The organism is Streptomyces sp. NPDC039480 (genome assembly GCF_055597165.1).
In genome coordinates, this window is sequence record NZ_JBVITX010000013.1 from 205,711 (window position 1) to 228,971 (window position 23,261).

Sequence of the window (23,261 nt, forward strand, 5' to 3'; positions counted from 1 at the left end):
TCCGGTCACCGGTCGGCCTCCCAGCGCGGCAGCGTCGGCAGCGCGCCGAGACCGCGGGTGGCGTCGGCCGCCGCGTCCTCGTCGACCACGCCGAGATAGCGGCGGCGCACCTCGTCGGAGGCGGCGAGCTCGTCGGCGGGCCCCGCGAGGGCGACCTCGCCGACGTCGAGGACGTACGCCATGGAGGCGAGCCGCAGCGCGAGGGCGGCGTTCTGCTCGACGAGGAGCACCGAGATGCCCTGTGCGTTGATCTCCTGGATGGTGTCGGCGATGCGGGCGGCCATCAGCGGTGCGAGGCCGAGGGACGGTTCGTCCAGGAGGAGCAGGCGCGGGGACGCCATCAGCGCCCTGCCCACGGCGAGCATCTGCTGCTCGCCGCCGGAGAGGAGTCCGGCGCGCTGGGCGCCGCGCTCGGCGAGGACGGGGAAGAGGTCGTGGACGCGCCGCAGGGCGGCAGCCTTGGCTGTGCGCGAACCGGTGGAGCCGAGCGCCCCGGCCCGCAGGTTGTCGGTGACGGACATCCGGGCGAACACCTGCCTCCCCTCGGGCACGTGGGAGATCCCGGCGGCCACCACCCGGTCCGGCGCGAGGCCGTCGACGCGCCGCCCGTCGAAGTGGATGTCGCCCGAGGTGAGCGTCCCGCCCTGGAAGGAGAGGGTGCGCGAGATCGCGCGCAGCAGCGTCGACTTGCCCGCGCCGTTGCCGCCGAGCACGGCGACGACGGCGCCGTCGGGCAGGTCGAGCGAGACACGGCGCAGGGCCCGCACGGGCCCGTACCCCACCGACACGTCCCGCACGACGAGCCCCCCGCCGCGGGCGCCGGGCCCGGCCTTCCCGGCGCCCTTCACATCGGATCCAGCCATATCGCCCTCTCGTCCCGTCCGGCCGTCCGCCGTCGCGTGGCGCTCACCCCAGCACCGCGGGAGCGGCCCGTCCACGGGCAGCGGGCGAAACGCTGCGGGGGACCAGTGGCGGCGTCCCCCGGTTGTGCACGCGCACAACACCGCGTGTCAGGGGCCTGCCGGAGTGGCCCGACGAGTGGCATCCTCCGGACGACGACGTCTTGGAGCGCGGCGACGGGGGCGACGATGACCGGAACCAAGAGCGGACGCAGGCCCAGGACCGGACACGACTGGAAACTCCTCAAGGAGGCGTGCACGGCTCTCCTGCCGCGGCTGCCCGAGCTGGTCGACGAGCATCTGCGGCAGCTCGGCGAGCACTCGCCGGTATACGGGCGTGTGCTGCCGTACGACGTGCAGTGGCGGGAGGCCGAGGAGGCGATGCGGATCGGCATCGAGGCGATCTCCGCCCCGCGGGCCTCGCCGCGCCGCGACCTGGAGTACGCGGAGGAGGCCGGGCGGCGCCGGGCCCAGCAGGGCCTGCCGCTCGACCTGGTGGTGCACTCGTACCGCAACGCGGGCTATCTGGTGTGGGACTCGCTCCTGGAGGGGACGGCGGGCAAGGACCCGGAGAAGCTCGCGGTCCTGATGCGCTCGGCGACGATGGTGTGGTCGGCGGTGGACGCGCAGGCCGCGGTGGCGTCCGACGCGTACCGCGCGACGGAGCTGGAGCTGCGGCGGCGCACGGACGAGCAGTTGCAGGCGCTGCTCGACGCGCTCCTGGAGGGCCGTTCGGCGCCGGGGCTCGCGGCGCGCGCGGCGGCCGGGCTCGACCTGCCCGAGCACGGCCCGTACGCGGTGGTGGTGCTGCGCGTGGACCGGCGCGACGGCCGCGAGGCGTTCCACCGGCAGATCCAGCGGACGGGGTTCCGCTTCATCTGGCGGATGCGGACGGACTGCGAGGTCGGCGTGGTGGCGCTCGGCCCTGCCGGGGGCGGCGGGGAGAGCGAGGCGGGTGAGGCGGGCGGCCTGGACGGGCTCGCCCGGCTCCTGGACGGACGCTGTCCGGGGCCGGGCGGGATCAGCCCCGTGGTCGGCGGGCTCGCGGAGCTGGGCCGCGCCCGGCGGCTCGCGGAGCTCGCGCTGCGCACCTGCCCGCCCGGCGCGACGGACATCGTGCGCCTGGACCGGCGGATGCCGACGGCCCTGGTGGTGAGCCAGCCCGAGCTGGCGGGGCGCCTGGTGAAGGACGTGCTCGGCGAGGTCCTCGCCCTCGAACCGGCGGACCAGGCGGTGCTGTTGGAGACGCTGGACGCGTGGCTGGCCTGCGAGGGTTCGGCCGGCCGGGCGGCAGGCCGGCTCTACTGCCACCGCAACACGGTCTTCAACCGCCTGCGCCGCCTGGAACAACTGACCGCCCGCTCCCTGGCCCGCCCCCGCGACCTGGTGGAGGTGGCCCTGGCGGTAGAGGCACACCGCCTGACCCCGGGCGGGACGGGCGCCCCCTGAGGGGCAGGGGGAGCTGTGCCCCTCAAGGGGCGCGGGCCAGGGGCGCGGGCCGGGGATCGCGGGCCTGGCGCGGCCCAGGGGGCGCAGGCCTAGCGGCGCAGGCCCAGGGGGCGCGGGCCCAGGGGGCGCAGGCCGGGGATCGCGGGCCTGGCGCGGCCCAGGGGGCGCGGGCCTAGCGGCGCAGGCCAGGGGACGCGGGCCCAGGGGCGCGGGGAACTGCGCGAGCAACCCAACACAACCCGCACCCCGCGACCGCCCCGAACCAGGCAGACGCCCCCGGAACCCGCCAGGCCTACGCCAAGTAGTCCCGGCCCAGCCGCTCCGCCAGCGTCTCCAGGATCGGCCCCGCCTCGGCGATGCACCGCGCCACGTCCGGCTCGATGTCCGTCAGGGCGTACGCACGGCGGATGCCGGCCTTGCCGAGTGCCTCCGGGGGCAGCGCGAGGCGGCCGCAGACCGCGACGACCTCGACCCCGGCGGCCCGCGCGGCGGCGGCCACCCCGGCGGGGGCCTTGCCGTGCAGGGTCTGCTCGTCGAGGGAGCCCTCGCCGGTGATGACGAGCGTGGCCCGCTCCAGGGCGGGCGCGAAACCGAGCACGTCGAGCATGACCTCGATGCCGGGCCGGAAGCCCGCACCGAGCCCGACCAGCGCGCCGTACCCGATGCCGCCCGCGGCGCCGGCGCCCGGCGACTTGGCGTACTCGGCGGCCTTGGGGCCGATGGACTTCTCCAGGACCGCGGCGAAGTGGGCGAGCGCGGCGTCCAGCGCGGCGACGTCCTCGGGACAGGCGCCCTTCTGCGGCCCGTACACCGCGGGCGCGCCCTTCGGCCCGGTCAGCGGGTTGTCCACATCGCTTGCGAGCACGATCTCGACGTCCTTGAGCCGCGGGTCGAGGCCCGTCAGGTCCGCGCTGGCCAGGTCCTTCAGCGGGCCGCCGCCCGGCGCGACGGGCTCGCCGCCCGCGTCCAGGAAGCGCGCGCCGAGCGCGGCGAGCATGCCCGCGCCGCCGTCGGTCGTGGCGCTGCCGCCGACGCCGAAGACGATGGTGCGGGCGCCCGCGTCGAGCGCGGCGCGGATCAGCTCCCCGGAGCCGTACGTGGTCGCCGTGAGCGGCGCGAAGACGCCCTCGGGGAGCAGCTGGAGGCCGGAGGCCTCGGCCATCTCCACCACGGCGGTGCCGTCCTTCAGGGCGTACGCCGCCGTCACCGCGTTGCCGAGCGGTCCCGTGACCCGCACCTCGCGGCGCTCGAAGCCGCCCGCGACGGCCGCGGCGACCGTGCCGTCGCCGCCGTCGGCGACGGGCAGCGCCTCGACCTCCGTGCCGGGGGCGACCCGGTGGATTCCGGCCGTCACCCGCTCGGCGACCTGCACGGCCGTGAGCGAACCCTTGAACTTGTCCGCGGCGATGAGGACACGCTGCTCGTGTCCCGTCGTTCCTGCAGCGTCCGCCACCTTGCATTCCCCTTGCTTTCCGGGCCTTGCTCGCGTCAAGGCAGTCGCGCCGCTGCGACCATAACCGCAGACAGGGCCCGCTGCCCATGGCCGACCGTGACGCGAGACGGCACACCACGGCGGAATATCCCCTCATTCCGCCCCATAGTGGTGTGCCTGAGCCGGGAAATGATCGATCAGCCCCCTCCCGCGCTGGCTACCCTTTCTCCGTGACCACTCATAACGCGCAGGACTTCGCCACGTACGTCGCAGGACTCCCCCGCGTCCTCGTGGGAGCCGCCGCGCTCTTCCGGGACGCCGACGGCCGGGTCCTGCTCGTCGAGCCCAACTACCGCGAGGGCTGGGCGCTGCCCGGCGGGACCGTCGAGTCGGACGCCGGGGAGACACCGCGACAGGGGGCGCGCCGGGAGACCCTGGAGGAGATAGGGCTCGACGTGGAGCCGGGACCGCTGCTCGCGGTCGACTGGGTGCCGCCGGGCCCCCTGCAGCCCCGGCCGCCGGTGATCGCATACCTGTACGACGGTGGCGTGCTCGACACCGAGCAGCTGAAGGCGATCCGACTCCAGGAGGAGGAGCTGCTCTCCTGGCGGCTGGTGGCCCCGGAAGACCTCGCCGCGCATCTGCCGGGCGAGCTCGGGCGCCGGGTCGCCGCCGCGCTCGACGTGCTGGCGCGGGGCAATGGTCCGGCGGAGCTGGAGGACGGGCACCGGGTCGGACGCTGACCCGGTGCCCGCGCACGCGAGCGGGGCCGTCGGCACGGTCAGAACAGGGCGTCCTCGGTGACCCTCGCCGGCCCTCCCTCGAAGGCGAGCAGCCGCTGCTTGCGGTCGAGCCCGCCGCCGTACCCCGTCAGGCTGCCGTTGGCGCCGATGACGCGGTGGCAGGGCACGATGACACCGATCGGGTTCTTCCCGTTGGCGAGGCCGACCGCGCGGGACGCGTTGGGTTTGCCGAGGGCTTCGGCGAGTTCACCGTACGTACGGGTCTCGCCGTAGGGGATCCGCTGGAGCTCGCGCCAGACCGTGCGCTGGAACGGCGTGCCGTCGAGCCGCAGCGGCACGTCGAACTCCGTCAGCTCCCCGGCGAAGTAGGCCTCCAGCTGGCTGATCACCGCACCGAACGGTGCCGGGTCCCGGGCGCCGAAGGTCTCCTCTGGCGGGCGGTGCCGCTGCTCGGTCATGTAGAGACCGCTGAGCACGCCGTCGGTGGCGACGAGGGTGAGCGGCCCGTAGGGGCTGTCGATGAGGGTGTGCAGACGTTCCATACGCTCTGTGCGTTCCCTTCGGGCCGTGCGTTCCGTGCGTTCCATGGGTTCCATGCGTGAAGTCCCTTACTCGGGGATCGAGTTGATCGGGTGGTCGTCGGTGGCCCACAGGTACTGGACCGCGTACGCCCGCCAGGGCCGCCAGGCGGCGGCGCGCGCGGTGAGCGCGGCGGGGGTGTGCGGCAGCCCGAGCTCCTGCACCGCGCGGCGGATGCCGAGGTCGGAGGGGAGGAACGCGTCGGGGTCGCCGAGCGCCCGCATCGCGATGACCTCGACCGTCCAGGGGCCGAAGCCGGGGAGCTCGGTGAGCCGGGCGCGGGCCTCGTCCCAGTCGCTCTCCACGCCGAGGCCGATGCTGCCGTCGGCGAGGTGGCGCACCAGCGTCGTCAGGGTGGCGCGGCGGCTGCGGGGCAGGGCGAGGGAGTCGGGGTCCAGCGCGGCGAGGCGGTCCGGGGTGGGGAAGAGGTGGGTGAGGCCGCCCTCGGGGTCGTCGACAGGACGGCCGTGCGCGGTGACGAGGCGGGCGGCGTGGGTGCGGGCGGCGGCCGTGGAGACCTGCTGGCCGAGGACGGCGCGTACGGCGAACTCGGCCTCGTCGACGGTGCGCGGCACGCGCCGCCCCGGGGCCTTGTCGACGAGCGGCGCGAGCAGCGGGTCGGTCCGCAGCCGGCCGTCGACGGCGGCCGGGTCGGCGTCCAGGTCGAGCATGCGGCGGCAGCGGCTGATGGCGATGGTCAGGTCGCGCAGGTCGGTGAGGCTCAGCCGGCAGCCGATGTGCTCGGGGTGCGGGGTGAGGGCGACGACGCCGTGCCCGTAGGGGAGGTTCAGGGTTCTGCGGTACGCCCCGTTCCGCCACTCCTCGACGCCGGGCACCGCGGTGGCGGCGAGGTGTCCGAAGAGGTTGTCGGGGTTGAGGGGCGCGCGGAACGGCAGCCGCAGCGAGAGGACCCCACCCGGTGCCCCGGCCGGTGCGGCGCCGGCCCCCTTCGGCCCACGGGCGCGGAGCTCTCCGGGGGCAAGGGCGAAGACCTCGCGGACCGTGTCGTTGAAGGTGCGGATCGAGGAGAAGCCGGCGGCGAAGGCGATCTCCGCCATGGGCAGTTCAGTGGTCTCGATGAGCAGCCGGGCGGTCTGCGCGCGCTGGGCGCGGGCGAGCGCGAGCGGTCCGGCGCCGAGCTCGGCGAGCAGTTGCCGCTCGACCTGCCGGGTGCTGTAGCCGAGGCGGGCCGCGAGGCCGGGGACGCCGTCGCGGTCGACGACGCCGTCACCGATGAGGCGCATGGCGCGGGCCACGAGGTCGGCCCGCTGGTTCCACTCGGGGGAGCCCGGGCTGCTGTCCGGGCGGCACCGCTTGCAGGCCCGGAAGCCGGCCTGCTGGCAGGCGGCGGCGCTCGGGTAGAACGTCATGTTCTCGGCCTTGGGCGGTACGACGGGGCAGCTGGGGCGGCAGTAGATCCGGGTGGTGACGACAGCCGTGAAGAACCAGCCGTCGAAGCGGGCGTCCTTCGACTGAACGGCGCGTACACAGCGCTCTGTGTCGGTGTGCATGCCGTCAAGGATCGCGGGTCCCGGCCCGCATGGCTGGCGAGAATCCGACATCGACGTCGCACTGCCAGGGGGGTCTCTTAGCCGGGGTCTCTTTAGCCTCGCTCCACTTCCGCGAGCTCCGCCGCGAACGCGTCGTGGGCGGCCCGGTCGAAGAGCACGAACCGCACCTCGTCGAAGAGCGCGGGATCGGCGGCCTCCCGGACCGTGCCGACCGCGATGCGGGCCGCGTCGTCGAGGGGCCAGCGGTAGACGCCGGTCGAGATCGCGGGGAGGGCGACCGTGCGCGCGCCGAGCTCGGCGGCGACGCGCAGGGACTCGCGGTGGCAGGAGGCGAGCAGCTCGGAGCGGTCCTCGGTGGCGGACCAGACGGGGCCGACGGTGTGGATGACATGCCCGGCGTCGAGCTGTCCCGCGGTGGTGGCGACGGCGTGGCCGGTGGACAGCCCCTTGCCGAGGTGTGCGGCGCGCAGGCGTCGGCAGTCGGCGAGGATGTCGGGCCCGCCGCGCCGGTGGATGGCGCCGTCGACGCCTCCGCCGCCCAGCAGCGAGGAGTTGGCGGCGTTCACGATCGCGTCGGCGCGCTGCTGGGTGATGTCCCCCTGGACGAGGGTGATCCGGACGGTCACTGCTGTCTCCTGAGCGTCTTCCATACGGCCTTCGCGGCGTTGTGCCCCGACATGCCGTGCACGCCGGGGCCCGGCGGTGTCGCGGACGAGCAGAGGAAGACGGCGGGGTGCCGGGTGGCGTACGGGAAGAGGGAGAGCTTGGGCCGCAGCAGCAGCTGCAGTCCGCTCGCGGCGCCGCAGGCGATGTCGCCGCCGACGTAATTCGCGTTGTGCGCGGCGAGTTCGCGGGGACCCGCCGTGGCGCGGGCGAGGACGCGGTCGCGGAAGCCGGGCGCGAAGCGCTCCAGCTGGCGCTCGATCGCGTCGGTGAGGTCACCGTCCCAGCCGTTCGGGACGTGGCCGTACGCCCAGAAGACGTGTTTGCCCTCCGGGGCCCTGGAGGGGTCGACGACGCTGGGCTGCACGGTGATGAGGAAGGGGGCCTCCGGCGCGTACCGCGTGCGCGATGCGGCGTGCAGGGCGGCGCTGATGTCCTTGCTGCCCGGGCCGATCTGCACCGTTCCTGCGGTCCGCGGCTCCTCGGCGGTCCAGGGGACGGGGCCGTCGAGCGCGTAGTCGATCTTGAAGACGCTGGCTCCGTACCGGTATCCCTCATAGGCGCGGCCGAGCCCGGCGATCCTTGCGAGCGCGGTCGGCGAGGTGTCGAAGACGTAGGCGCGGGCGGGCGGCAGGTCGTCGAGCCGCTTGACCTCGTAGTCCGTGTGGACGGAGCCGCCGAGGTCCTTCAGATACGCGGTGAGGGCGTCGGAGATGGACTGCGAGCCGCCGCGGGCGACGGGCCAGCCGCGGGCGTGCGCGGCCAGCGCGAAGACCATGCCCACGCCGCCGGTGACGATGCCGTCGAGCGGCGCGATGACGTGCGCGACGAGGCCCGCGAACAGGGCGCGCGCCCGGTCGTCGCGGAAGCGGCGCATCAGCCACGTCGACGGCGGCAGCCCCGCGAGGCCGAACCGGGCGAGGGTCACCGGGTCCCGCGGCAGCGAGCTCATCGGCAGCGACATGAAGTCCCGCAGCAGCACGTCCCAGTGCGGCAGGAAGGGCTCCACCAGTCTTCGGTACGCCCCCGCGTCGCGCGGTCCGAAGGAGGCGGCGGTCTCGGCGACGGAACGGGACAGGACGGCGGCCGTGCCGTCCGGGAAGGGGTGGGCCATGGGCAGCGGGGGCTGGAGCCACTCCAGGCCGTACCGGTTCAGGGGCATGGCGCGGAACGCCGGGGAGTTGACGCCCAGCGGATGGGCGGCGGAACAGGGGTCGTGCCGGAACCCGGGGAGCGTCAGCTCCTGCGTCCGCGCACCGCCTCCCACCGTGCTCTTCGCCTCGAAGACGGCGACGGAGAAGCCGCGGCGGGCCAGCTCGACGGCAGCGGTCAGCCCGTTCGGTCCCGCTCCCACGACGACGGCGTCAAGCATCGACGGCACCTTCGGACTCCTTTGTCAGCCGATGGCCTGTGCCGCCCAGGATAGGACGGGGCACCCGCCCCGCCCCCGGGGCCCCCGCCGGGTCAGGCGGCGCCCGCGAGGAGGCCGGCGACCCGGCGGGCGGTGGCGGCGTCGCGGGCCGCGGTGAACGGCAGGGCGTTTCCCCCGCCGAGGCGGAACGGCTCCCCCGTCAGCGTCAGGTCGGTGCCGCCCGCCTCGGACACGAGCAGCAGCCCCGCGGCGTGGTCCCAGTCCAGCTCCCACGAGAACGCGATGGCGTCCAGCTCGCCCTTGGCTATGGCGAGGTACTCGAGCCCGGCCGAGCCGCACGGCCGCGGCTTCACGCCGTCGACCCCCAGCCCCAGCAGGGCCCGCTTCTGCTCGTCCGTGGTGTAGTCCGGGTGGGAGGTGGCCACCTCCACGTCCGCTCCCGCCTCCGGCGAGCCGGCCGTCAGCCGCTGCCCGTTCAGCCAGGCGCCGCGGCCGCGGACCGCCACGGCGAACTGGTCGAGCATGGGCGCGTACGTCCAGGAGGCGTACACCTCGCCGTGCACCGCGAGGGCGACGAGCATGCAGAAGCCCGGGTCCCCGTTGACGAACTGGCGCGTCCCGTCGACCGGGTCGACGATCCACACGGGCGCGTCGCCGCGTATCGCCTCGTACGTCGACGGGTCGGCGTGGACCGCTTCCTCGCCCACGACGACCGACCCCGGAAGAAGGGCGGCGAGGTCGACGGTCAGCTGCTCCTCCGCGCGGCGGTCGGCGACCGTCACCATGTCGTGCGGGCCGCTCTTCTCCAGGACGTCGCCCGCGGCGAGCTGCCGGAACCGAGGGGTGACCTCCGCCGCGGCGGCCTTGCGGAGTGCCTCTTCCACGTCGCGCACCCCGTGCGTCAAAAACTCTTCGATCATGCCCCCATGAGAGCACGCCGCACTGACATCCCGTACGCCTCCGGCAAACGCCTCCTTAACCCCCGGTGAACCCCCGGCTCCGCACCCCGACGGCTCATGCGATCATGCGTGCGATCGATCAGGGGGCATGCGAGATGGGGAGTGCGGCGTGAGTGGAGCCGGGGGGCAGGACGGGTCGTCCTTGTCCGACGAGGAGTGGGAGCGGTTCCTCCGTGAAGCGGAGGCGGGCGGGAGCGGGGCTCCCGTGGAGCCGTCGGCGCGCGCCCGTGAGGTGGAGCGCCGACTGCGCTCCGAGCGGCCGGAGGGTTGGCGCACCTACTCGCCGCCCCGGCCCCGGCGCAGAACGGGCCGGTACGTGGCGGGACTCCTGGTGGCCGTGGCCCTGCTGGCCGCGGCGCTCTTCCCCCAGCAGATCCTCGGCTGGTTCGGCGGCGACGACAACGACCGGGACAGCACGACGTCGGCCGCCGAGTCGGACCTGCCCACCCGTGCCGCCCCTTTCCGGGGCTCGCCCGCCGCCCGGTGGGCCGACGGAGCGGCCGGTATCGAGGTGCCGGCGGCCAAGGCGACCGGCTGGATGGACGCCGCCGAGGTGGAACGAGCGCTTCGGCGGAGCCGGGACTTCATGGTCGACGCGGGGCTCGATCCCGGCGTACTCCGCGGCGAGCGGCCCAAGAAGGCGATCGCGCTGCTGAGCCCGCACCAGAAGGACGTCCAGAAGTACCTCCGCACCGCCCTGACGTCGAAGGCACCCACGCCCAAGAACAACCCCCTCCTCCTGTTCAGCCGCTTCCGGCCCGAGGAGACCCGCCTGGTCGGTGACGTCGTGAAGACGCGCGGCGGGCTCACGTACCGGGAAGGGAAGCGGGGCGCGGTCGAGGTGACGGCGGACGTCACCTTCGTGTACCCGGTCATGCCGGCGGACGACGGCACGCGGGTCGTCCGTACGATCGTGCGGCGCGAGGTGGTGATGAGCTGGGACGACCCGGCCGAGGTCAACACCGAACCGGGCACCATGTCCCTCGTCTCGTACGCGCTCGACATGACCAACGGCGGCTGCTCCGACCCGACCGGCTACTTCGAGCCGCCCTTCGGCGAGGCCGACGAACGATCCGCCGACGAGTCCCACCGGATCGACCCGTACGACCGCAGCGAGCCGGTCGAGACGACATCCCCGAACGACGACTGCGCGACCGCCACCCGCTCCTAGAACCCCGGCTAGCGCCCCACGGCGTACCCCTGCATCCCGCGGGCGTTGGCCGCCCCGTACAGCACCCCGCTCCCCGCGTCCCGCGCCACCGCGCACAGCCGCCCCTCCGACCACGCGCCGCCCACCGTCACGTCATGCCCCCTCCGCCGCAGTTCGTCCACCACTTCCGGGGCCATGCGTGATTCGACCGTGAGGCTGCCGGGCCGCATGCCCCGCGGATGGAAGGACCCGGGGAACGACTCCGTATGCCAGTTGGGCGCGTCGATCGCGCCCTGGAGGTCGAGTCCGCCCCGCACGGTCTCCCGCAGCACCACCCCCAGGAAGAAGTGCACCTGCCACTGGTCCTGCTGATCGCCGCCCGGTGTGCCGAAGGCGAGGACCGGCACCCCGTCCTTCAGCGCCAGAGCCGGCGAGAGTGTCGTGCGCGGGCGCCTGCCCGGCGTAAGGGAGTTGGGCAGGCCCTCCTCCAGCCATGCCATCTGCAAACGCGTCCCCAGCGGGAAGCCCAGTTCGGGCACGACGGGGTTGGACTGGAGCCATCCACCGCTGGGCGTGGCGGACAGCATGTTCCCCCAGCGGTCGACGATGTCGACATGGCAGGTGTCGCCGCGCGTACCTCCGTCGCCCGCCACCGTCGGCTCCCCCGCGCCGGCGGCCGCGGTACCGCCCCACCTCTCGAGGTCCACCGCCTCTCCCGAAGCCACCGCGTACGCGTGCGCGGAGAGCCGCGGCTCGCGCCCGCCCGGCGACCCGGGCCGCAACCGGTACGACGCCTCGTCCCCGATCAGCCGCCGCCGCACCGCGCTGTACTCGGCGGAGAGCAACTCCCGCACCGGCACGCCCTCTTCCCCCGCGTCGCCGTACCAGGCCTCCCGGTCCGCCATGGCCAACTTGCAGCCCTCGACGAGGAGATGGACGTACTCGGCGGAGCCGTACGCCGGAAGTTCGTCGACGGTCCGGGGCAGCAGCGCGAACTGCTGCAGGAACGCGGGCCCTTGGCTCCAGCCGCCGGCCTTGCACAGGGTCCACCCGTTCCAGTCGTAGGTGGCGGGCGCTTCGTAGGAGGCGCTCCACCCGCGCAGGTCCTCCGCCGAGAGCGTCCCCACGTGCCGCTCACCGCTGGTGTCCATGGTGGGCCGCCCGGCCTGCCGTACGAGCGCTTCGGCGATGAAGCCGCCGCGCCACACCTCGCGCGCGGCCTCGATCCGCGCCACCCGTGATCCGTCGGCAGCACCGGCCTCCGCCTCCGCGAGCAGCCGCCGCCAGGTCGCCGCGAGCGCGGGGTTGCGGAACAGTTCGCCGGGGCGCGGTGGCGTGCCCCCGGGGAGGTAGACCTCGGCCGACGAGGGCCACTCGCGCTCGAAGAGCTCCCGTACCGTCTCCACGGTCTCGACGACCCGCTCCACGGGCGCGTGCCCGTCCTCGGCGTATCCGATGGCGTACTTGAGGACGTCCGCGAGCGACTTCGTGCCGTGGTCCCGCAGGAGCAGCAGCCACGCGTCGAAGGCGCCGGGCACGGCCGCGGCGAGCGGTCCGGTGCCGGGCACCAGGTCGAGCCCGAGGAAACGGTAGTGGGCCACGGTGGCGCCCGCGGGCGCGCAGCCCTGCCCGCAGAGCACGCGGACCTCGCCCCCGGCGGGCGCGAGGATGATCGGCACCTCGCCGGCGGGACCGTTCAGGTGCGGTTCGACGACGTGCAGCACGAACCCCGCGGCGACCGCGGCGTCGAAGGCGTTGCCGCCGTCTTCCAGCACGGCCATCGCGGACTGGGAGGCGAGCCAGTGGGTGGACGACACCATGCCGAAGGTGCCCTGGAGGGTGGGGCGGGTGGTGAACACAGGACCTCGTGCCTCGCTGCTTCTTGGTGTCGGGACGGGAGTTGGACGCTCGGGGGCAGCCCCAGCAGGCTATCGATCGCCGCCCCGCACCTTCTGTCAGGCCGGTGTCAGCGACCGGTGTGCGCTTCTCCCGACCGGCCCGGCCCACCGGGCGACACCCGTGGGTGCGCCGGCGTGCCGCTCCGAGGCGGGCATGACCTCTGCCTCCAGGGCCTCCGGAGCCACCGTGGCCTCCCGGAGTTCCGTGGCCTTAGGGGCCTGCGTGGCCAAAGATTCCACCGAGACGCCGAACCAGTCCAGGTACGCCAGCGTCCGCTCGGCGTCGGCGTAGTGGCGCCACACCCGGTCGCCGCTCACCGTGCCGGACTCCGCGAGGGTGTGCGCCGCGGCCGGGGTCATCGCCGCGGCCGTCCTCCTCGTCACCAGTTCCTGCACGGCGTGCGCCGCGCGGGACGGGGAAGCCGTGCCGGTCACCCAGATCGGCTTCGGCTCGGGGGTGCCTGCGGCCGCCAGCGCTCCCCAGCGCGCCGAGGAGAACGTCATCTCGTGCGTACGGTGCGCGAGGCGGGCGCACGCCAGTCCCGCGCGGCCCCGGAGCGCCTTGGCCTCGTCGGAGCCGATGAGGTCCAGGCGGGCGTCGATGTCCGCGTCGAGGCCGGTCACGTCGAAGGAGATGAAGGAGGGTGCGCGGGTCGACTCGTCCAGTGCCGCCAGCAGGGCGGCGGCCGCACGCCCGTACTGGCGCGGCGAGCGCACCCCGGACACCTCGACGGCGATGCCCAGCGTGCACAGCGCCCGCAGGGTCGCCGTGTCGGCCGCCTCGGCGGGGAGGCGGACGACCAGGTTGGGACGGCCGATCTCGTCGCGCACGGCACGGGCCCGCGCGACCCAGGCGACGGCTCCGGGTGCCGGTGGTGCGGGCAGGGGGATGGAGACCAGGCCCCTGGCTCCGGCGCTCGCCCGGTGCCGCGGCAGCAGGTGGTCGCAGACCCTCCTGATCTCGTCGGCGGGGTCGGCCCCGGCCGCGGAACCGGCTTGTGGGGCGCCCATGCGGGCTCCCGCCACGTCCCCCTGTGCGAGCGCGCGGCGGACCTCGCGCGCCGCACCCTCGGTGGTGGCCGACACGTCGATCCATACGTCGACACCCTCGGCCCTCAACCGCTTCCAGGCGTGATTCATCGCCCCGTCCCTCTCCTCGTAATCGTCGCGTCGAATCCCGTCACGTCGATGCCCGCGCACCCGCGCGGCCGTGACGCTCCGTCAGCTCTTTTCCAGGACCGCGCAGGTCCAGCTGAAGCCCGCGCCCACACCCACGAGCAACACCCGGTCGCCGCTCTTCAGCGCGTCGTCCGCCAGGAGCTTCGCAAGACCGGCCGCCTGGTCCCCTGCGCCCAAGTGGCCCACTGTCAGGCCGTATTCCTGGAGCGTCACCTCGGGCTGTATGCCGAGCGGAGCCAGGCACTGCAGCCGGGAGAGCCGGGCACCGAAGAAGGGGACGATCACGGCCGCCATCTCGTGGATGTCGGCGCCGGCCTCCGCGAGGCAGTTCTTGACGGCGGACATCATGCCCGTCTCGTTGCGCGTCGTGACCTCCTCCTGGGAGCGCCCGCGCAGGAACCCCTTCTTGCGCGCGACCAGGTCGAGCGGCCCCGCCTGGCTCCCGCTCGGCAGGAACGGCTCGTCCCCGCGGTGCAGCCCTTCCAGCATCGGCTGCGAGAAGGACGACGTGGCGACCAGGCGCAGCGTCCCCGGCGTGCGGGAGAGGACGACGCCCGTGCCCGCGTCGCCGAACGCGAGACCCCGGTCGGTGCTCCAGCGCGGGAAGGCCGGGTCGGCGAACCGGTCGCCCGTGGTGACCAGGGCCGCCCGCGTGGCGGGGACCGCCGTGAGACGCGCCGCCGCGTTCTCCAGCGCGCTCATCCCCCCGTTGGACATCTGGCGCAGCTCGTACGCCACGCAGTCGCCGTGGCCGAGCACCCGGTCCTGGATGTACGCCGCCGTGTTCCAGAACTCCAGGCCCTGGTACCAGCAGTTCGCGTGGATCAGCAGCCCCACGTCCTGTGCGTCCCTGCCGCTGCGGGCGAGCGCCGCGCGGCCCGCGGCGACGGCGAGCTCGGGCGCGCTCCGCCCGTCGCTCACCGACACGGAGCGCTGCTCGCTCCGCTCGATCTCCTCGGCGGGCAGCAGGCCGGCGGCCACCGCCTCCCCGCCGGTCTGCAGCTCCCCGAACTCGGCGGCCGCGCCCTCCACATAGATGTCGTCCCAGCGCACTCGCCCACCCCTTCCTGATCCGGTCCTCGTCCTCGGCCCGTGCGGCTCAGCGGTTGCTCCACCGCGGGCTCGGGCCGAACCTGCGTGCGTCCGTGCGGCGCTCGTACGGCATGCCGGGCGGCATGTTGAGCACCTCCAGCTGGAATCCGCCCACACCGCGGAAGTAGACCCACCGGTCACCGTGGATCGGGCCGCCGTCCTCGATCAGCTGGGGGTCGCCGAGCACCTCGGCGCCGTCCGTCCCGGCGAGCCACGCGGCGGCGCGCTCGACGTCGTCGACGAAGAACGCGAGGTGGTGGCCGCCCACGTCGCTGTTGCGCGGCCGCTCGGTGCGGCGGCCCTCGGCCTCGAAGCCGCTGAGCTCGACGGTGGTGACCGGGCCGAGCCGGATCGCCGCGGTGTCCTTGCGGAACGGCCCGGACACCGCGTACCGGCGCCGTGCCGTCCCGGCGTCCACCGACTCGGCGGTGCGGTACACGAGTTCGCCGCCCATCGGGCCGGTGAAGAAGGCGACGGCCTCGTCGAGGTCGGCCACCGAGTAGCCGACGTGGCCGACGCCGAGGGCGCCGGGCAGCCCACCCGCCCAGTCGCCCGCGGGCCGGTACACGCGTGCCTCGGTCTCCTGCTCGTACGGCAGCACGGCCGCCGTTTGGCGCAGTTCGATGCGCATGCCCCAGTCGGTGAGCAGGTGGACGCGGCGGTTGCCGGCCGTCGGGCCGCTCTCGTCCGTCCAGGGCTCGCCGACGGCCTGGACCTGGGGGGACCGCGTGGCCGCGGCGAGCGCCTCGTCCAGGTCGCTCACGTGGATGCCGATGTGGTGCCCGCCCACGTCGGTGAACTCCGGTGCGGTGCGCCGCTGTCCGGGCGCGGTGTACTCGAACAGCTCCAGGTTGCTGTCCGGTCCGAGGCGCAGCATCGCGATGTGCGCGCTGGCGCGCGGGTGGACGCCGAGCTGGCGGGCCATCCAGTCGCTGTCCGGCTCCTCGACCGGGCCGAGCCGGTAGAGGACGTCGGCGCCGAGCACCGTGGTGCAGAACTCCACGGCCGCGTCCAGGTCCGCGACGGTGTAGGCGTAGTGGTCGACGTTGCGGGCGGTGGGGATGGACGTGGCGGCCGAGGTGTCCGTGGTGGGCGCCGTCGGGGCGGTGAGTGACATGACTCTGCTCCAGGGTTGCGGGGTGCACCCGGGGTACGACGCGGGGTGCACGCGGGGAGGGGCGGCGGGGGTCAGACGGTGCCGGCGTGGGCTGCGTTGGCGACCGCCGCGGAGAGCGCCATGCCGCCGTCGATCAGGGTCGACGTGCCCGTGGTGTAGGCGGCCGCGGGCGACGCCAGGTAGGCGACGAGGGCGGCGACCTCGTCCGGGCGGCCGGGGCGGCCCGCGGGGATGGCGGGACGGGCGATATCGGCGGCGTCCATGCCGGCCGGGACGTTGTTCATCGGGGTGGCGGTCTCGCCGGGCGCCACGGCGTTCACGGTGATGCCGTGCTCGGCGAGGTCCAGCGCCATCGCCTTGGTCAGCGCGCCCAGGCCGCCCTTGGCGGCGCAGTAGGTGCTGCCCTCCCCGATCGGGATGTGCTCGTGGATGCTGGTGATGTTGATGATGCGGCCGCCGCGGCCCTGCTCGATCATGCGCGCGGCCGCGATCTGGCTCAGCCGGAACGGGCTGGTCAGATTGACGTCGAGGATGCGCTGCCAGTCCTCGAGGGTCTCCTCGACGACGGTCGCGCGTCGGTTCAGGCCCGCGTTGTTGACCAGGACGTCGATGCCGCCGAGCGCGTCGACGCAGGCCCGCAGGGTCTCCCCCGCCGCCGCCGGGTCGGTGAGGTCGAGCCCGAGGGTCTCGGCCCGTACGCCGTGCCGCACGGCGAGCCCGTCGGCGATCTCCTTGGCCGCGGCCGCCTGTCGCCCGTAACCGATGACGAGGTCGAAGCCGGCCGCGGCGAGCGCCTCGGCCACGGCCGCGCCGATACCCGAACTGGCGCCGGTGACGACGGCGATGGGGCGATTCATGGGGTGCCCTTTCTGGTGAGATGTATGAGGTCAGTGGAGTGGAGAGGGTGGGCAGGGGAGCCCCTGACGCAGCCGGGGGGAGGATGCGTCAGGGGCGGTCGCCGGCCATGCCCCTTCAGGGGCGGGGCGTCAGCGAGAGGGCCACCTTGGGTGCGGCCCGACGCCCCCTCTCCAGGAGTTCGAACGCCTTGTCGACGTCGGTGAGCGCGAAGACGTCGGCGATCATGCCCTTCGCCGAGAGGACACCCTCGGCGAAGAGCCGCAGCGCGCGCTCGTAGTAGTCGAGCCCGTGCCGTACGCCGGTCATGGTGACGCCGCGCAGCACCAGCTCGGAGGCGTCGACGGCCGGCAGCGGGTCGTTGGGCACGCCGACCGCCGCGATGCGGCCTCCGACGTCCGCCACCCGCAGCGCCTCCAGGAGAGCGGGCACCGCGCCGGACGCCTCGATGACGACGTCGTACTCGCCGTCGCGCGCCTCACCTGGCAGGAAGGCGTGTTCCGCCCCCATCCGCAGCGCCGCGCCGATGCCCGCGTCGTCGATGCCGACCACGTCGACCGTGCCGGCCACGCGGCGGGCCATCTGGACGGCGAGCAGGCCCATGGTGCCGGTGCCGAAGACGAGGACGCGCTCGCCGGGGAAGACCCCGACCTTGTCCAGCGCCGCGAGCACCGTGACCGCCGGCTCCGCGAGCGCCGCCGCGAAGTCGTCGACGCCCGGCGGGACCTTCGTCAGGGACTGGGCGGGGAGCCGGATGAACTCCGCCGCCGCGCCCTGCTGTCCGTAGAGGCCGACCTCCTTCAGTTGCGAGCACTCGTTGCGGTGGCCGCGCTGGCAGGCGCGGCAGCCCCCGCAGGAGAGCATGGTCTGCCCGACGACCCGGTCGCCGATCTCCAGCTGCCGTGAGTACTGGCAGTTCCCGGCGATCGCCACCACACGTCCGACCCACTCGTGGCCGAACACGTGGGGCATCGTGGCCCGGCCGTCCCGCACATAACTGGCCGTGCCGTGCAGGAGTTCGAGGTCGGTGCCGCAGATGCCGACCGTCGTGGGGGCCACCAGGACGTACCCGAGCTCGGGGCCCGGTATCTCCACCTCCACCTGGCCGACCTTGTTGGCGTCCATGATCGCGGCAGCGCTCATGGAGCCGTGCGGCCAGCGCCCGCACAGCAGGTCGTCCGTGGGGGGCAGCACCTTTTCGTGGTGTTCAGCCAACGTATCCGCTCCTCGGTCAGTGCCCGCCGTCGATCGGCGGGCGGAAAATCGGGGTCTGCTCACGCGCCGGCAACTCCGGCACCCGGGCCGGCAGTCGGGAGGAGACGTCGGCCGGCAGCACACGTACGGCGAGGAGGTCGAGCCCCTCGGCTCCCGCGGTGACCCGCACCGCGGCACGGGCTCCGACGAGCAGCGCGCCACCGGCGTCGAGCGTGTTCTCCGCACCAGCACCGCCGCCGTCGTCGGCCTCGGTCCCGGCCGCGGCCTCGGTGTGCACCGACGCCGATCCGGCGACCGCGTAGAGGGCGGCCTCGGTGCCGTGGGCCGGCTCGTGCGTCCAGGTGGCGCCGGGGGCCAGCCACAGTTGCTCGAAGGCCTCGCACTCGCTGTGCAACATGCCCCGGCGGGCGAGGCAGCGCCAAGTGGCGCCCGTGGCACCGGAGTCCGGGGCGGCCGGGCGGAGGCGGAAGGAGGGCGGGGCGGGGGTGCTGACGATCACCGGGCGGCCTCCGACGACGCGACGGCGACCTCGGCGTGGAACAGTTCGAGGCCGCCCTCGCGGTCGGCGCCGATGCGGGCCCGCGTGCCCAGCGGCAGCGTCACGGCCGTGCCCGGGTGGAGCTCGGCGGTGCCGCTGCCGTTTTCGACCCAGCCCGTGCCGGAGACCACGAACACCATGTGCTCGCGCCCGTCCGCCGTCAGCTCGACGGTGCCGGAGGCGTCGACGGTCTCCAGGGCGACGGAACGCATGGGGCCGGTGAAGACGTCGGACGGGGAGACCGAGCGCTCGGCTCGCAGGTCGTGCAGGCGTGCGGTGCGCACCGGGCGCTCCTCCTTGGCGGGGGTGTGGGCAGGGGTGGGGGTGGCGGTGGGCGTGTCCGGGCCGTCGGCGCCGAGTGCCGCGCTGAAGCGGGGCGAACGCATCTCGATGACCAGCCAGGCCAGGTCGCTGTCGCCCGTGTTGCGCAGGCCGTGGACGGTGCCGAGGCCGGTGAGGATCAGCGAGCCGGGCGCGATCGGGTGGGCGGTGCCGTCGAGGTAGATCTCGCCGGTGCCGGAGAGGATGAAGTAGACCTCCTCGGTCCGGGTGTGCAGGTGTTCACCGCTGACGCCGCCCGGCGGGACGCACGCCCATTCGACGGCTTCCCAGCCCCCGCGCAGATCCGCGCCGGACGCGAGGGCCTTCCAGCGGGTCACCCCCGTGGTGCCGTGCACGCCGTGGATCTCGGCGGGGCCGCTGACATCGCCGACGATCACTGCGGCACCGGAGGTCGCTCCCCGGACCGGGGCCGGCGCGTAGGCGGTCTCAGACATGCTGCGGACCTCCCACGCGGCGGCCCGCTGTGCGCAGCTCCGCCACGCCGTCCAGCAGTTCCTGTTCGGTGAGGTCGTTGACGAAGGTGACGTCGCCGATGCCCACCGGGAGCGGGAGGCGCTGCCGGCCGTCGCGGTGGCGGACGGTGTCGCGCAGCGCGGCGGTGAGGAGCTCCGGCTGGTCCAACAGGTCGTCCCAGGCGGGCAGTTCCAGTGCGTGCATCACGTCGTAGACGCGCTGTGCGTCCACGTCGTCGATCAGGCCGCGCCGCCGGGCGAGGGCCGTGGTGAGTGCCATGTCGACGCAGACCGCCTCGCCGTGCAGCAGCGCGGGCAGGGCGCGCATCTCGACGGTCGGGCTGAAGGTGTGCCCGTAGTCGACCGAGCGCTCCAGCTTGGCTTCCCACAGGTTGGGCTGCAGCTCTTCGAGCATGCCCTGGATGGCGCGGCGCACGACCTCGCGCGCGGCGTCCTCGCCCGCTTCGCTCTCGCCCTGGAACTTCTCGTTCAGCAGCAGCGGGCCGTAGCGCTCCAGGACGTCGAAGAGCCGCGCGTCCTTGATCAGGGCGATCTTGAGGATCTCGGCGAGGCCGTTGCCGATGTGGCGGCGGTCGAGCGTGGCGAGGAAGGTGCGGTCCAGGAGGGTGAGGTCGGCAGGGAAGTAGGTGCCGAGCCGGTTCTTGTGCCCGTTGAAGTTGACCCCGGTCTTGGCGCCCACGCCCGCGTCCACCAGGCCGATCAGGGTGGTGGGGACGCGGATGAAGGGGGTGCCGCGGCGGTAGAGGCTGCTCGCCAGGCCGACGATGTCCATGAGGACGCCGCCGCCGATGACGATGAGGGGCTCCCTGCGCCGGTCCACGCCGAAGGCGTCGAGCTCCTCGACGATCCGGGCCGCGGTCTCGAAGCTCTTGACGGTCTCGTCGGCGGGGACGACACAGATGACGTGCTCGACGTCGTGGTAGTCGAAGTAGGCGCGGATACGGTTGCCGTGCAGCAGGTCGACGTCGGAGTCGAGGACCACGAAGCGGCGCAGGCGCTTGCCGGGAGCGGCCGCCGGTTCGAGCAGGTCCGTGCGCTCGAAGTCGAACAGGCCGTCGGCGACGCGCACTTCGTAGCTGACCGGCTTGGCGGTGCGGACCACCCACGCGTCGATGCGCTCGCTGTAGGCGTACAGCCCCGCGCCGGGCTGCGCCGCGACGACTGCGTCACCGGCAGAGCCGGCCGCCCCGTACTCGGTGGCGTTGGCGCGCTCGCTGGGTCGGCCCAGAAGCGCCGAAATGTTGCCGGACACGGATCACCTCAACTGGTTCGGAGAGTGGTTCGGTAAGCGGTGCGGAGAGAGCCTCTCGGTGTGGGAGAGCGATCTAATCTATGCATTCTCAAGCAATCACCTGCAAGGCCGATCGGCCATTTCCTGGACTTGGCGAAGTAGCAACGCAGGGCTCTCCAGGGCGCGAGAGAAGAACAGAACGACTGCTACGTTCTCCCGTAATCACACATCTGCAGGAGGACACACGTGCGTGCCAGCTCCCTTCCCCGCTACGGGGGCCCCGAACTGCTGACCGTGGCCGAGCTGCCCCGCCCCACGCCCGCGCCGGGACAGATCCTGGTCCGCGTCGCGGCGTCGGCGGTGAACCCGGTCGACCTCGAAGTGCGTTCGGGGGCGGCGGCCGACAACATCGGCCACGGCTTCCCGATGATCCTCGGCTGGGATCTCTCCGGCGTCGTGGAGGAGTGCGGCCCCGGGGTGGACCGCTTCACCGCGGGCGACCGGGTCGTCGCCATGTCGGCCCAGATGGCCACCGGGGTCGGCACCCACGCGCAGTACGTCGCGCTCGACGCCGCACTCGCCGCGCCCGCCCCGAGCACCGCCGAACTCCCGCACGCGGCCGCGCTGCCGCTCGCCGGACTCACCGCCCACCAGGCGCTCGAAGCCCTCGCCCCACCGGCGGGCGGCACCCTGCTCGTCACCGGCGCGACCGGCGCCGTGGGCGGCTTCGCCGTCCAACTGGCCGTCTCCCGCGGCCTGAAGGTGCTCGCCTTCGGGCGACCGGGCGACACCGACCGGCTGCGCGCGCTGGGCGCCCACGAGACGTACTCCGACGAGCGCCCCGTGCCGCCCGGCGCCGCAGACGCCCTCCTGGAGACAGCGGGACTGCCCGCCTCCATCGCCGGGGTGCGCGACGGCGGCCGCGCCGTCTCGATCGTGCCGACGGCCCCGCCCGTCGCGGAACGCGGCATCGACGTACGCATGTCGTTCGTGGAGCAGGACGGCCGGCGCCTCGAAGAGCTCTCCGCCCTGGTGGACGAGGGCGTGCTCACCCTGCGGGTGGCCGCGACGTTCCCGCTGGCCGAGGTGGGCGAGGCGCACCGGCGCCTGGCGGCGGGCGGCTCCCGCGGCAAGCTGCTGATCTCCCCCTGGGAGTGAGCGCCCGATTCATGACCCCGGCTCCGAGCCCGGCGCCTGTCGTGACGTGACGTGACCTGATCCCGACCCCGACCCCGTGACTGGAACAGCCATGCCGTTTGCCCTCTTCCCCTTGATGCTCTGCGTCTTCAGCGTCGGCAGCGCGGAGCTGGTCGTCGCCGGTGTGCTGCCCGCCATCGCCGGTGACCTGGACGTGTCCCTGTCCGACGCGGGCCTGCTCGTGACGGCGTACGCGCTCGGCGTCGTGGTCCTCGGCCCGCTCGTCACCCTCGCCACCAGCCGGGCGCCCCGCACTCCCCTGCTGCTCGGCCTGATGGGCCTGTTCGCGGCGAGCAACGTGCTCGCCGCCCTGGCCCCCACCTACCCGGTCCTGATGACCGCCCGCGTCCTCTCGGCGATCACCCACTGCACGCTGTTCGCGGTCTGCATCGTCGTCGCGGGATCGCTGGCGGAGAAGGGCAAGGAGGCCTCGGCCGTGTCGCGGGTCGCCGTCGGCCTCAACCTCGCCACCGTGCTCGGTGTGCCGCTCGGCGTCCTCCTCGAGGAGCACTTCGGCTGGCGGTCGGCGTTCTGGAGCATCGCCGGGCTGAGCCTGTTCGCCCTCGCCCTGGTCGCCTGGCGGCCGCCCGTCACTCCCACGCCGGTCGCCGGCGGGTCCGGTGGCGTCGGTGCCGAACTGCGGGTGCTGCGCAGCCGCACGGTCCAGACGGCCATCCTGCTCACCGCGCTGGCGATGGCGGGCGTCTTCACCGCGTACACCTTCGTGAACCCCATCCTCACCTCGATGGGCGGGTTCGCCGACTCGACCGTCAGCTGGCTGCTGCTGCTCGTCGGCTGCGGCTCCCTCGTCGGCAACCTCATCGGCGGCAAGCTGGCCGACCGGGCGCTGATGCCCTCCCTCGTCGGCGTCCTCGCGGTGCTCGGCGCCGACCTCGCCCTGATGGCGCTCGGCGGCAGCGTGCCCTGGCTCCTGCTCGTCCTGCTCGTCGTCTTCGGCGCCGCCTACTTCGCCGTCATGCCGGGGCTGCAGGCACGCATCCTGACCGGGGCCGGGGACGGGGCGCCCACGCTCGCCATCGCCATCAACATCGGCGCCTTCAACATCGGCATCGCCTTCGGCGCCTGGTTCGGCGGCCAGCTCCTCGGCCTGGACCTCGGGCTGCGCGTGGTCATCGCCGCCTCGGCCCTCCTCTCCTGGCTCGCGACGGCCGTCGCGGTCGGCGAGCTCAGGAAGGACCGGCGCGCCGTGCGCGGTGCCGCCGCGCCCGCACCGGCCGCCGCCCCGGCCCCCGTTCCGACTTCGCCCGTCCCCGCCGCGGCCGACGCCTCGGCCGACTGAGGGCGGCCGACCCCGGCCACCTCCCGCTGCAGCAACCAGCTGCGGCACCCGACTTCTTCTGGAGTAG

The 23,261-nt window shown here is 74.0% G+C and carries 21 protein-coding genes; 5 read left to right on the forward strand and 16 right to left on the reverse strand.

The features are described from left to right. Positions 1-5 precede the first annotated feature (5 nt). Positions 6-863 carry an ABC transporter ATP-binding protein gene (locus tag ACZ56E_RS34020; protein ID WP_471220175.1) on the reverse strand — a complete coding sequence of 286 codons (858 nt, stop codon included), beginning with the start codon at positions 861-863 and terminating at the stop codon, positions 6-8. A 225-nt stretch (positions 864-1,088) separates the two neighbouring features. On the opposite strand from ACZ56E_RS34020, the gene ACZ56E_RS34025 reads away from it, so the two are divergent. Then, positions 1,089-2,348 (forward strand): PucR family transcriptional regulator, encoded by a 1,260-nt coding sequence (locus ACZ56E_RS34025; protein WP_471220177.1) that lies wholly within the window; start codon positions 1,089-1,091, stop codon positions 2,346-2,348. Between the two features lie 292 nt (positions 2,349-2,640). Here the strand turns inward: ACZ56E_RS34025 and ACZ56E_RS34030 are convergent, their stop codons facing one another. Beyond that, positions 2,641-3,801 carry a glycerate kinase gene (locus ACZ56E_RS34030; protein WP_471220179.1) on the reverse strand — a complete coding sequence of 387 codons (1,161 nt, stop codon included), beginning with the start codon at positions 3,799-3,801 and terminating at the stop codon, positions 2,641-2,643. A 209-nt stretch (positions 3,802-4,010) separates the two neighbouring features. Between ACZ56E_RS34030 and ACZ56E_RS34035 the strand changes: the two genes are divergently transcribed. Continuing rightward, complete coding sequence (locus ACZ56E_RS34035; RefSeq protein WP_471220181.1) at positions 4,011-4,523, forward strand: NUDIX domain-containing protein; 513 nt, start codon at positions 4,011-4,013, stop codon at positions 4,521-4,523. A 38-nt stretch (positions 4,524-4,561) separates the two neighbouring features. Here ACZ56E_RS34035 and ACZ56E_RS34040 read toward each other — a convergent pair whose 3' ends face one another. The 5 genes from ACZ56E_RS34040 to ACZ56E_RS34060 all read right to left on the reverse strand — a co-directional run bounded on the left by ACZ56E_RS34040 (position 4,562) and on the right by ACZ56E_RS34060 (position 9,568). Beyond that, complete coding sequence (locus ACZ56E_RS34040; RefSeq protein ID WP_471220183.1) at positions 4,562-5,065, reverse strand: methylated-DNA--[protein]-cysteine S-methyltransferase; 504 nt, start codon at positions 5,063-5,065, stop codon at positions 4,562-4,564. Positions 5,066-5,131: 66 nt separating this feature from the next. Next, a complete protein-coding gene (locus ACZ56E_RS34045; protein ID WP_471220185.1) occupies positions 5,132-6,613 on the reverse strand; it encodes an AlkA N-terminal domain-containing protein in 1,482 nt (493 codons plus the stop codon). A gap of 92 nt (positions 6,614-6,705) precedes the next feature. Then, positions 6,706-7,263, reverse strand: coding sequence for an O-acetyl-ADP-ribose deacetylase (locus tag ACZ56E_RS34050; RefSeq protein WP_471220187.1), 558 nt, complete (start codon positions 7,261-7,263; stop codon positions 6,706-6,708). After that, positions 7,236-8,648, reverse strand: coding sequence for a phytoene desaturase family protein (locus ACZ56E_RS34055; RefSeq protein ID WP_471220286.1), 1,413 nt, complete (start codon positions 8,646-8,648; stop codon positions 7,236-7,238). Before ACZ56E_RS34055 ends, ACZ56E_RS34050 begins: the two co-directional genes overlap by 28 nt. 92 nt (positions 8,649-8,740) lie before the next feature. Then, positions 8,741-9,568, reverse strand: coding sequence for an inositol monophosphatase family protein (locus tag ACZ56E_RS34060; protein ID WP_471220188.1), 828 nt, complete (start codon positions 9,566-9,568; stop codon positions 8,741-8,743). 127 nt (positions 9,569-9,695) lie between these two features. Here ACZ56E_RS34060 and ACZ56E_RS34065 point away from each other — a divergent pair, with 127 nt between their 5' ends. Beyond that, a complete protein-coding gene (locus ACZ56E_RS34065) occupies positions 9,696-10,778 on the forward strand; it encodes a hypothetical protein (RefSeq protein ID WP_471220190.1) in 1,083 nt (360 codons plus the stop codon). Positions 10,779-10,786: 8 nt separating this feature from the next. On the opposite strand, the gene ACZ56E_RS34070 is transcribed toward ACZ56E_RS34065, so the two are convergent. The 9 genes from ACZ56E_RS34070 to ACZ56E_RS34110 form a co-directional block, all read right to left on the reverse strand. Next, positions 10,787-12,616, reverse strand: coding sequence for a gamma-glutamyltransferase family protein (locus tag ACZ56E_RS34070; RefSeq protein ID WP_471220192.1), 1,830 nt, complete (start codon positions 12,614-12,616; stop codon positions 10,787-10,789). Between the two features lie 96 nt (positions 12,617-12,712). Continuing rightward, entirely contained in the window at positions 12,713-13,795 is a 1,083-nt protein-coding gene (locus ACZ56E_RS34075; RefSeq protein ID WP_471220194.1) for a transaldolase family protein, read from the reverse strand. Positions 13,796-13,876: 81 nt separating this feature from the next. After that, positions 13,877-14,887: a ketoacyl-ACP synthase III family protein gene (locus ACZ56E_RS34080; RefSeq protein ID WP_471220196.1), complete on the reverse strand. Its 1,011-nt coding sequence runs from the start codon at positions 14,885-14,887 to the stop codon at positions 13,877-13,879. A gap of 46 nt (positions 14,888-14,933) precedes the next feature. Beyond that, positions 14,934-16,043, reverse strand: coding sequence for a VOC family protein (locus ACZ56E_RS34085; RefSeq protein ID WP_471220198.1), 1,110 nt, complete (start codon positions 16,041-16,043; stop codon positions 14,934-14,936). Positions 16,044-16,114: 71 nt separating this feature from the next. Next, positions 16,115-16,900, reverse strand: a complete 786-nt coding sequence (locus ACZ56E_RS34090) for an SDR family oxidoreductase (RefSeq protein WP_471220200.1) — start codon at positions 16,898-16,900, stop codon at positions 16,115-16,117. Positions 16,901-17,015: 115 nt separating this feature from the next. Further along, the gene (locus tag ACZ56E_RS34095) at positions 17,016-18,113 is read right to left on the reverse strand and encodes a zinc-dependent alcohol dehydrogenase (RefSeq protein ID WP_471220202.1); all 1,098 of its coding nucleotides are present in this window, start codon (positions 18,111-18,113) and stop codon (positions 17,016-17,018) included. Positions 18,114-18,129: 16 nt separating this feature from the next. After that, positions 18,130-18,612 (reverse strand): pirin family protein, encoded by a 483-nt coding sequence (locus ACZ56E_RS34100; RefSeq protein ID WP_471220204.1) that lies wholly within the window; start codon positions 18,610-18,612, stop codon positions 18,130-18,132. Then, a complete protein-coding gene (locus ACZ56E_RS34105; RefSeq protein ID WP_471220206.1) occupies positions 18,609-19,427 on the reverse strand; it encodes a cupin domain-containing protein in 819 nt (272 codons plus the stop codon). Before ACZ56E_RS34105 ends, ACZ56E_RS34100 begins: the two co-directional genes overlap by 4 nt. Next, the gene (locus ACZ56E_RS34110; protein WP_471220208.1) at positions 19,420-20,718 is read right to left on the reverse strand and encodes a sedoheptulose 7-phosphate cyclase; all 1,299 of its coding nucleotides are present in this window, start codon (positions 20,716-20,718) and stop codon (positions 19,420-19,422) included. The genes ACZ56E_RS34105 and ACZ56E_RS34110 overlap by 8 nt, the downstream gene beginning before the upstream one ends. 225 nt (positions 20,719-20,943) lie before the next feature. On the opposite strand from ACZ56E_RS34110, the gene ACZ56E_RS34115 reads away from it, so the two are divergent. Together ACZ56E_RS34115 and ACZ56E_RS34120 are read left to right on the forward strand one after the other, a co-directional pair. Next, entirely contained in the window at positions 20,944-21,855 is a 912-nt protein-coding gene (locus tag ACZ56E_RS34115) for an NADP-dependent oxidoreductase (RefSeq protein WP_471220210.1), read from the forward strand. Between the two features lie 91 nt (positions 21,856-21,946). After that, positions 21,947-23,194: an MFS transporter gene (locus ACZ56E_RS34120; RefSeq protein ID WP_471220212.1), complete on the forward strand. Its 1,248-nt coding sequence runs from the start codon at positions 21,947-21,949 to the stop codon at positions 23,192-23,194. Positions 23,195-23,261: the final 67 nt, after the last annotated feature.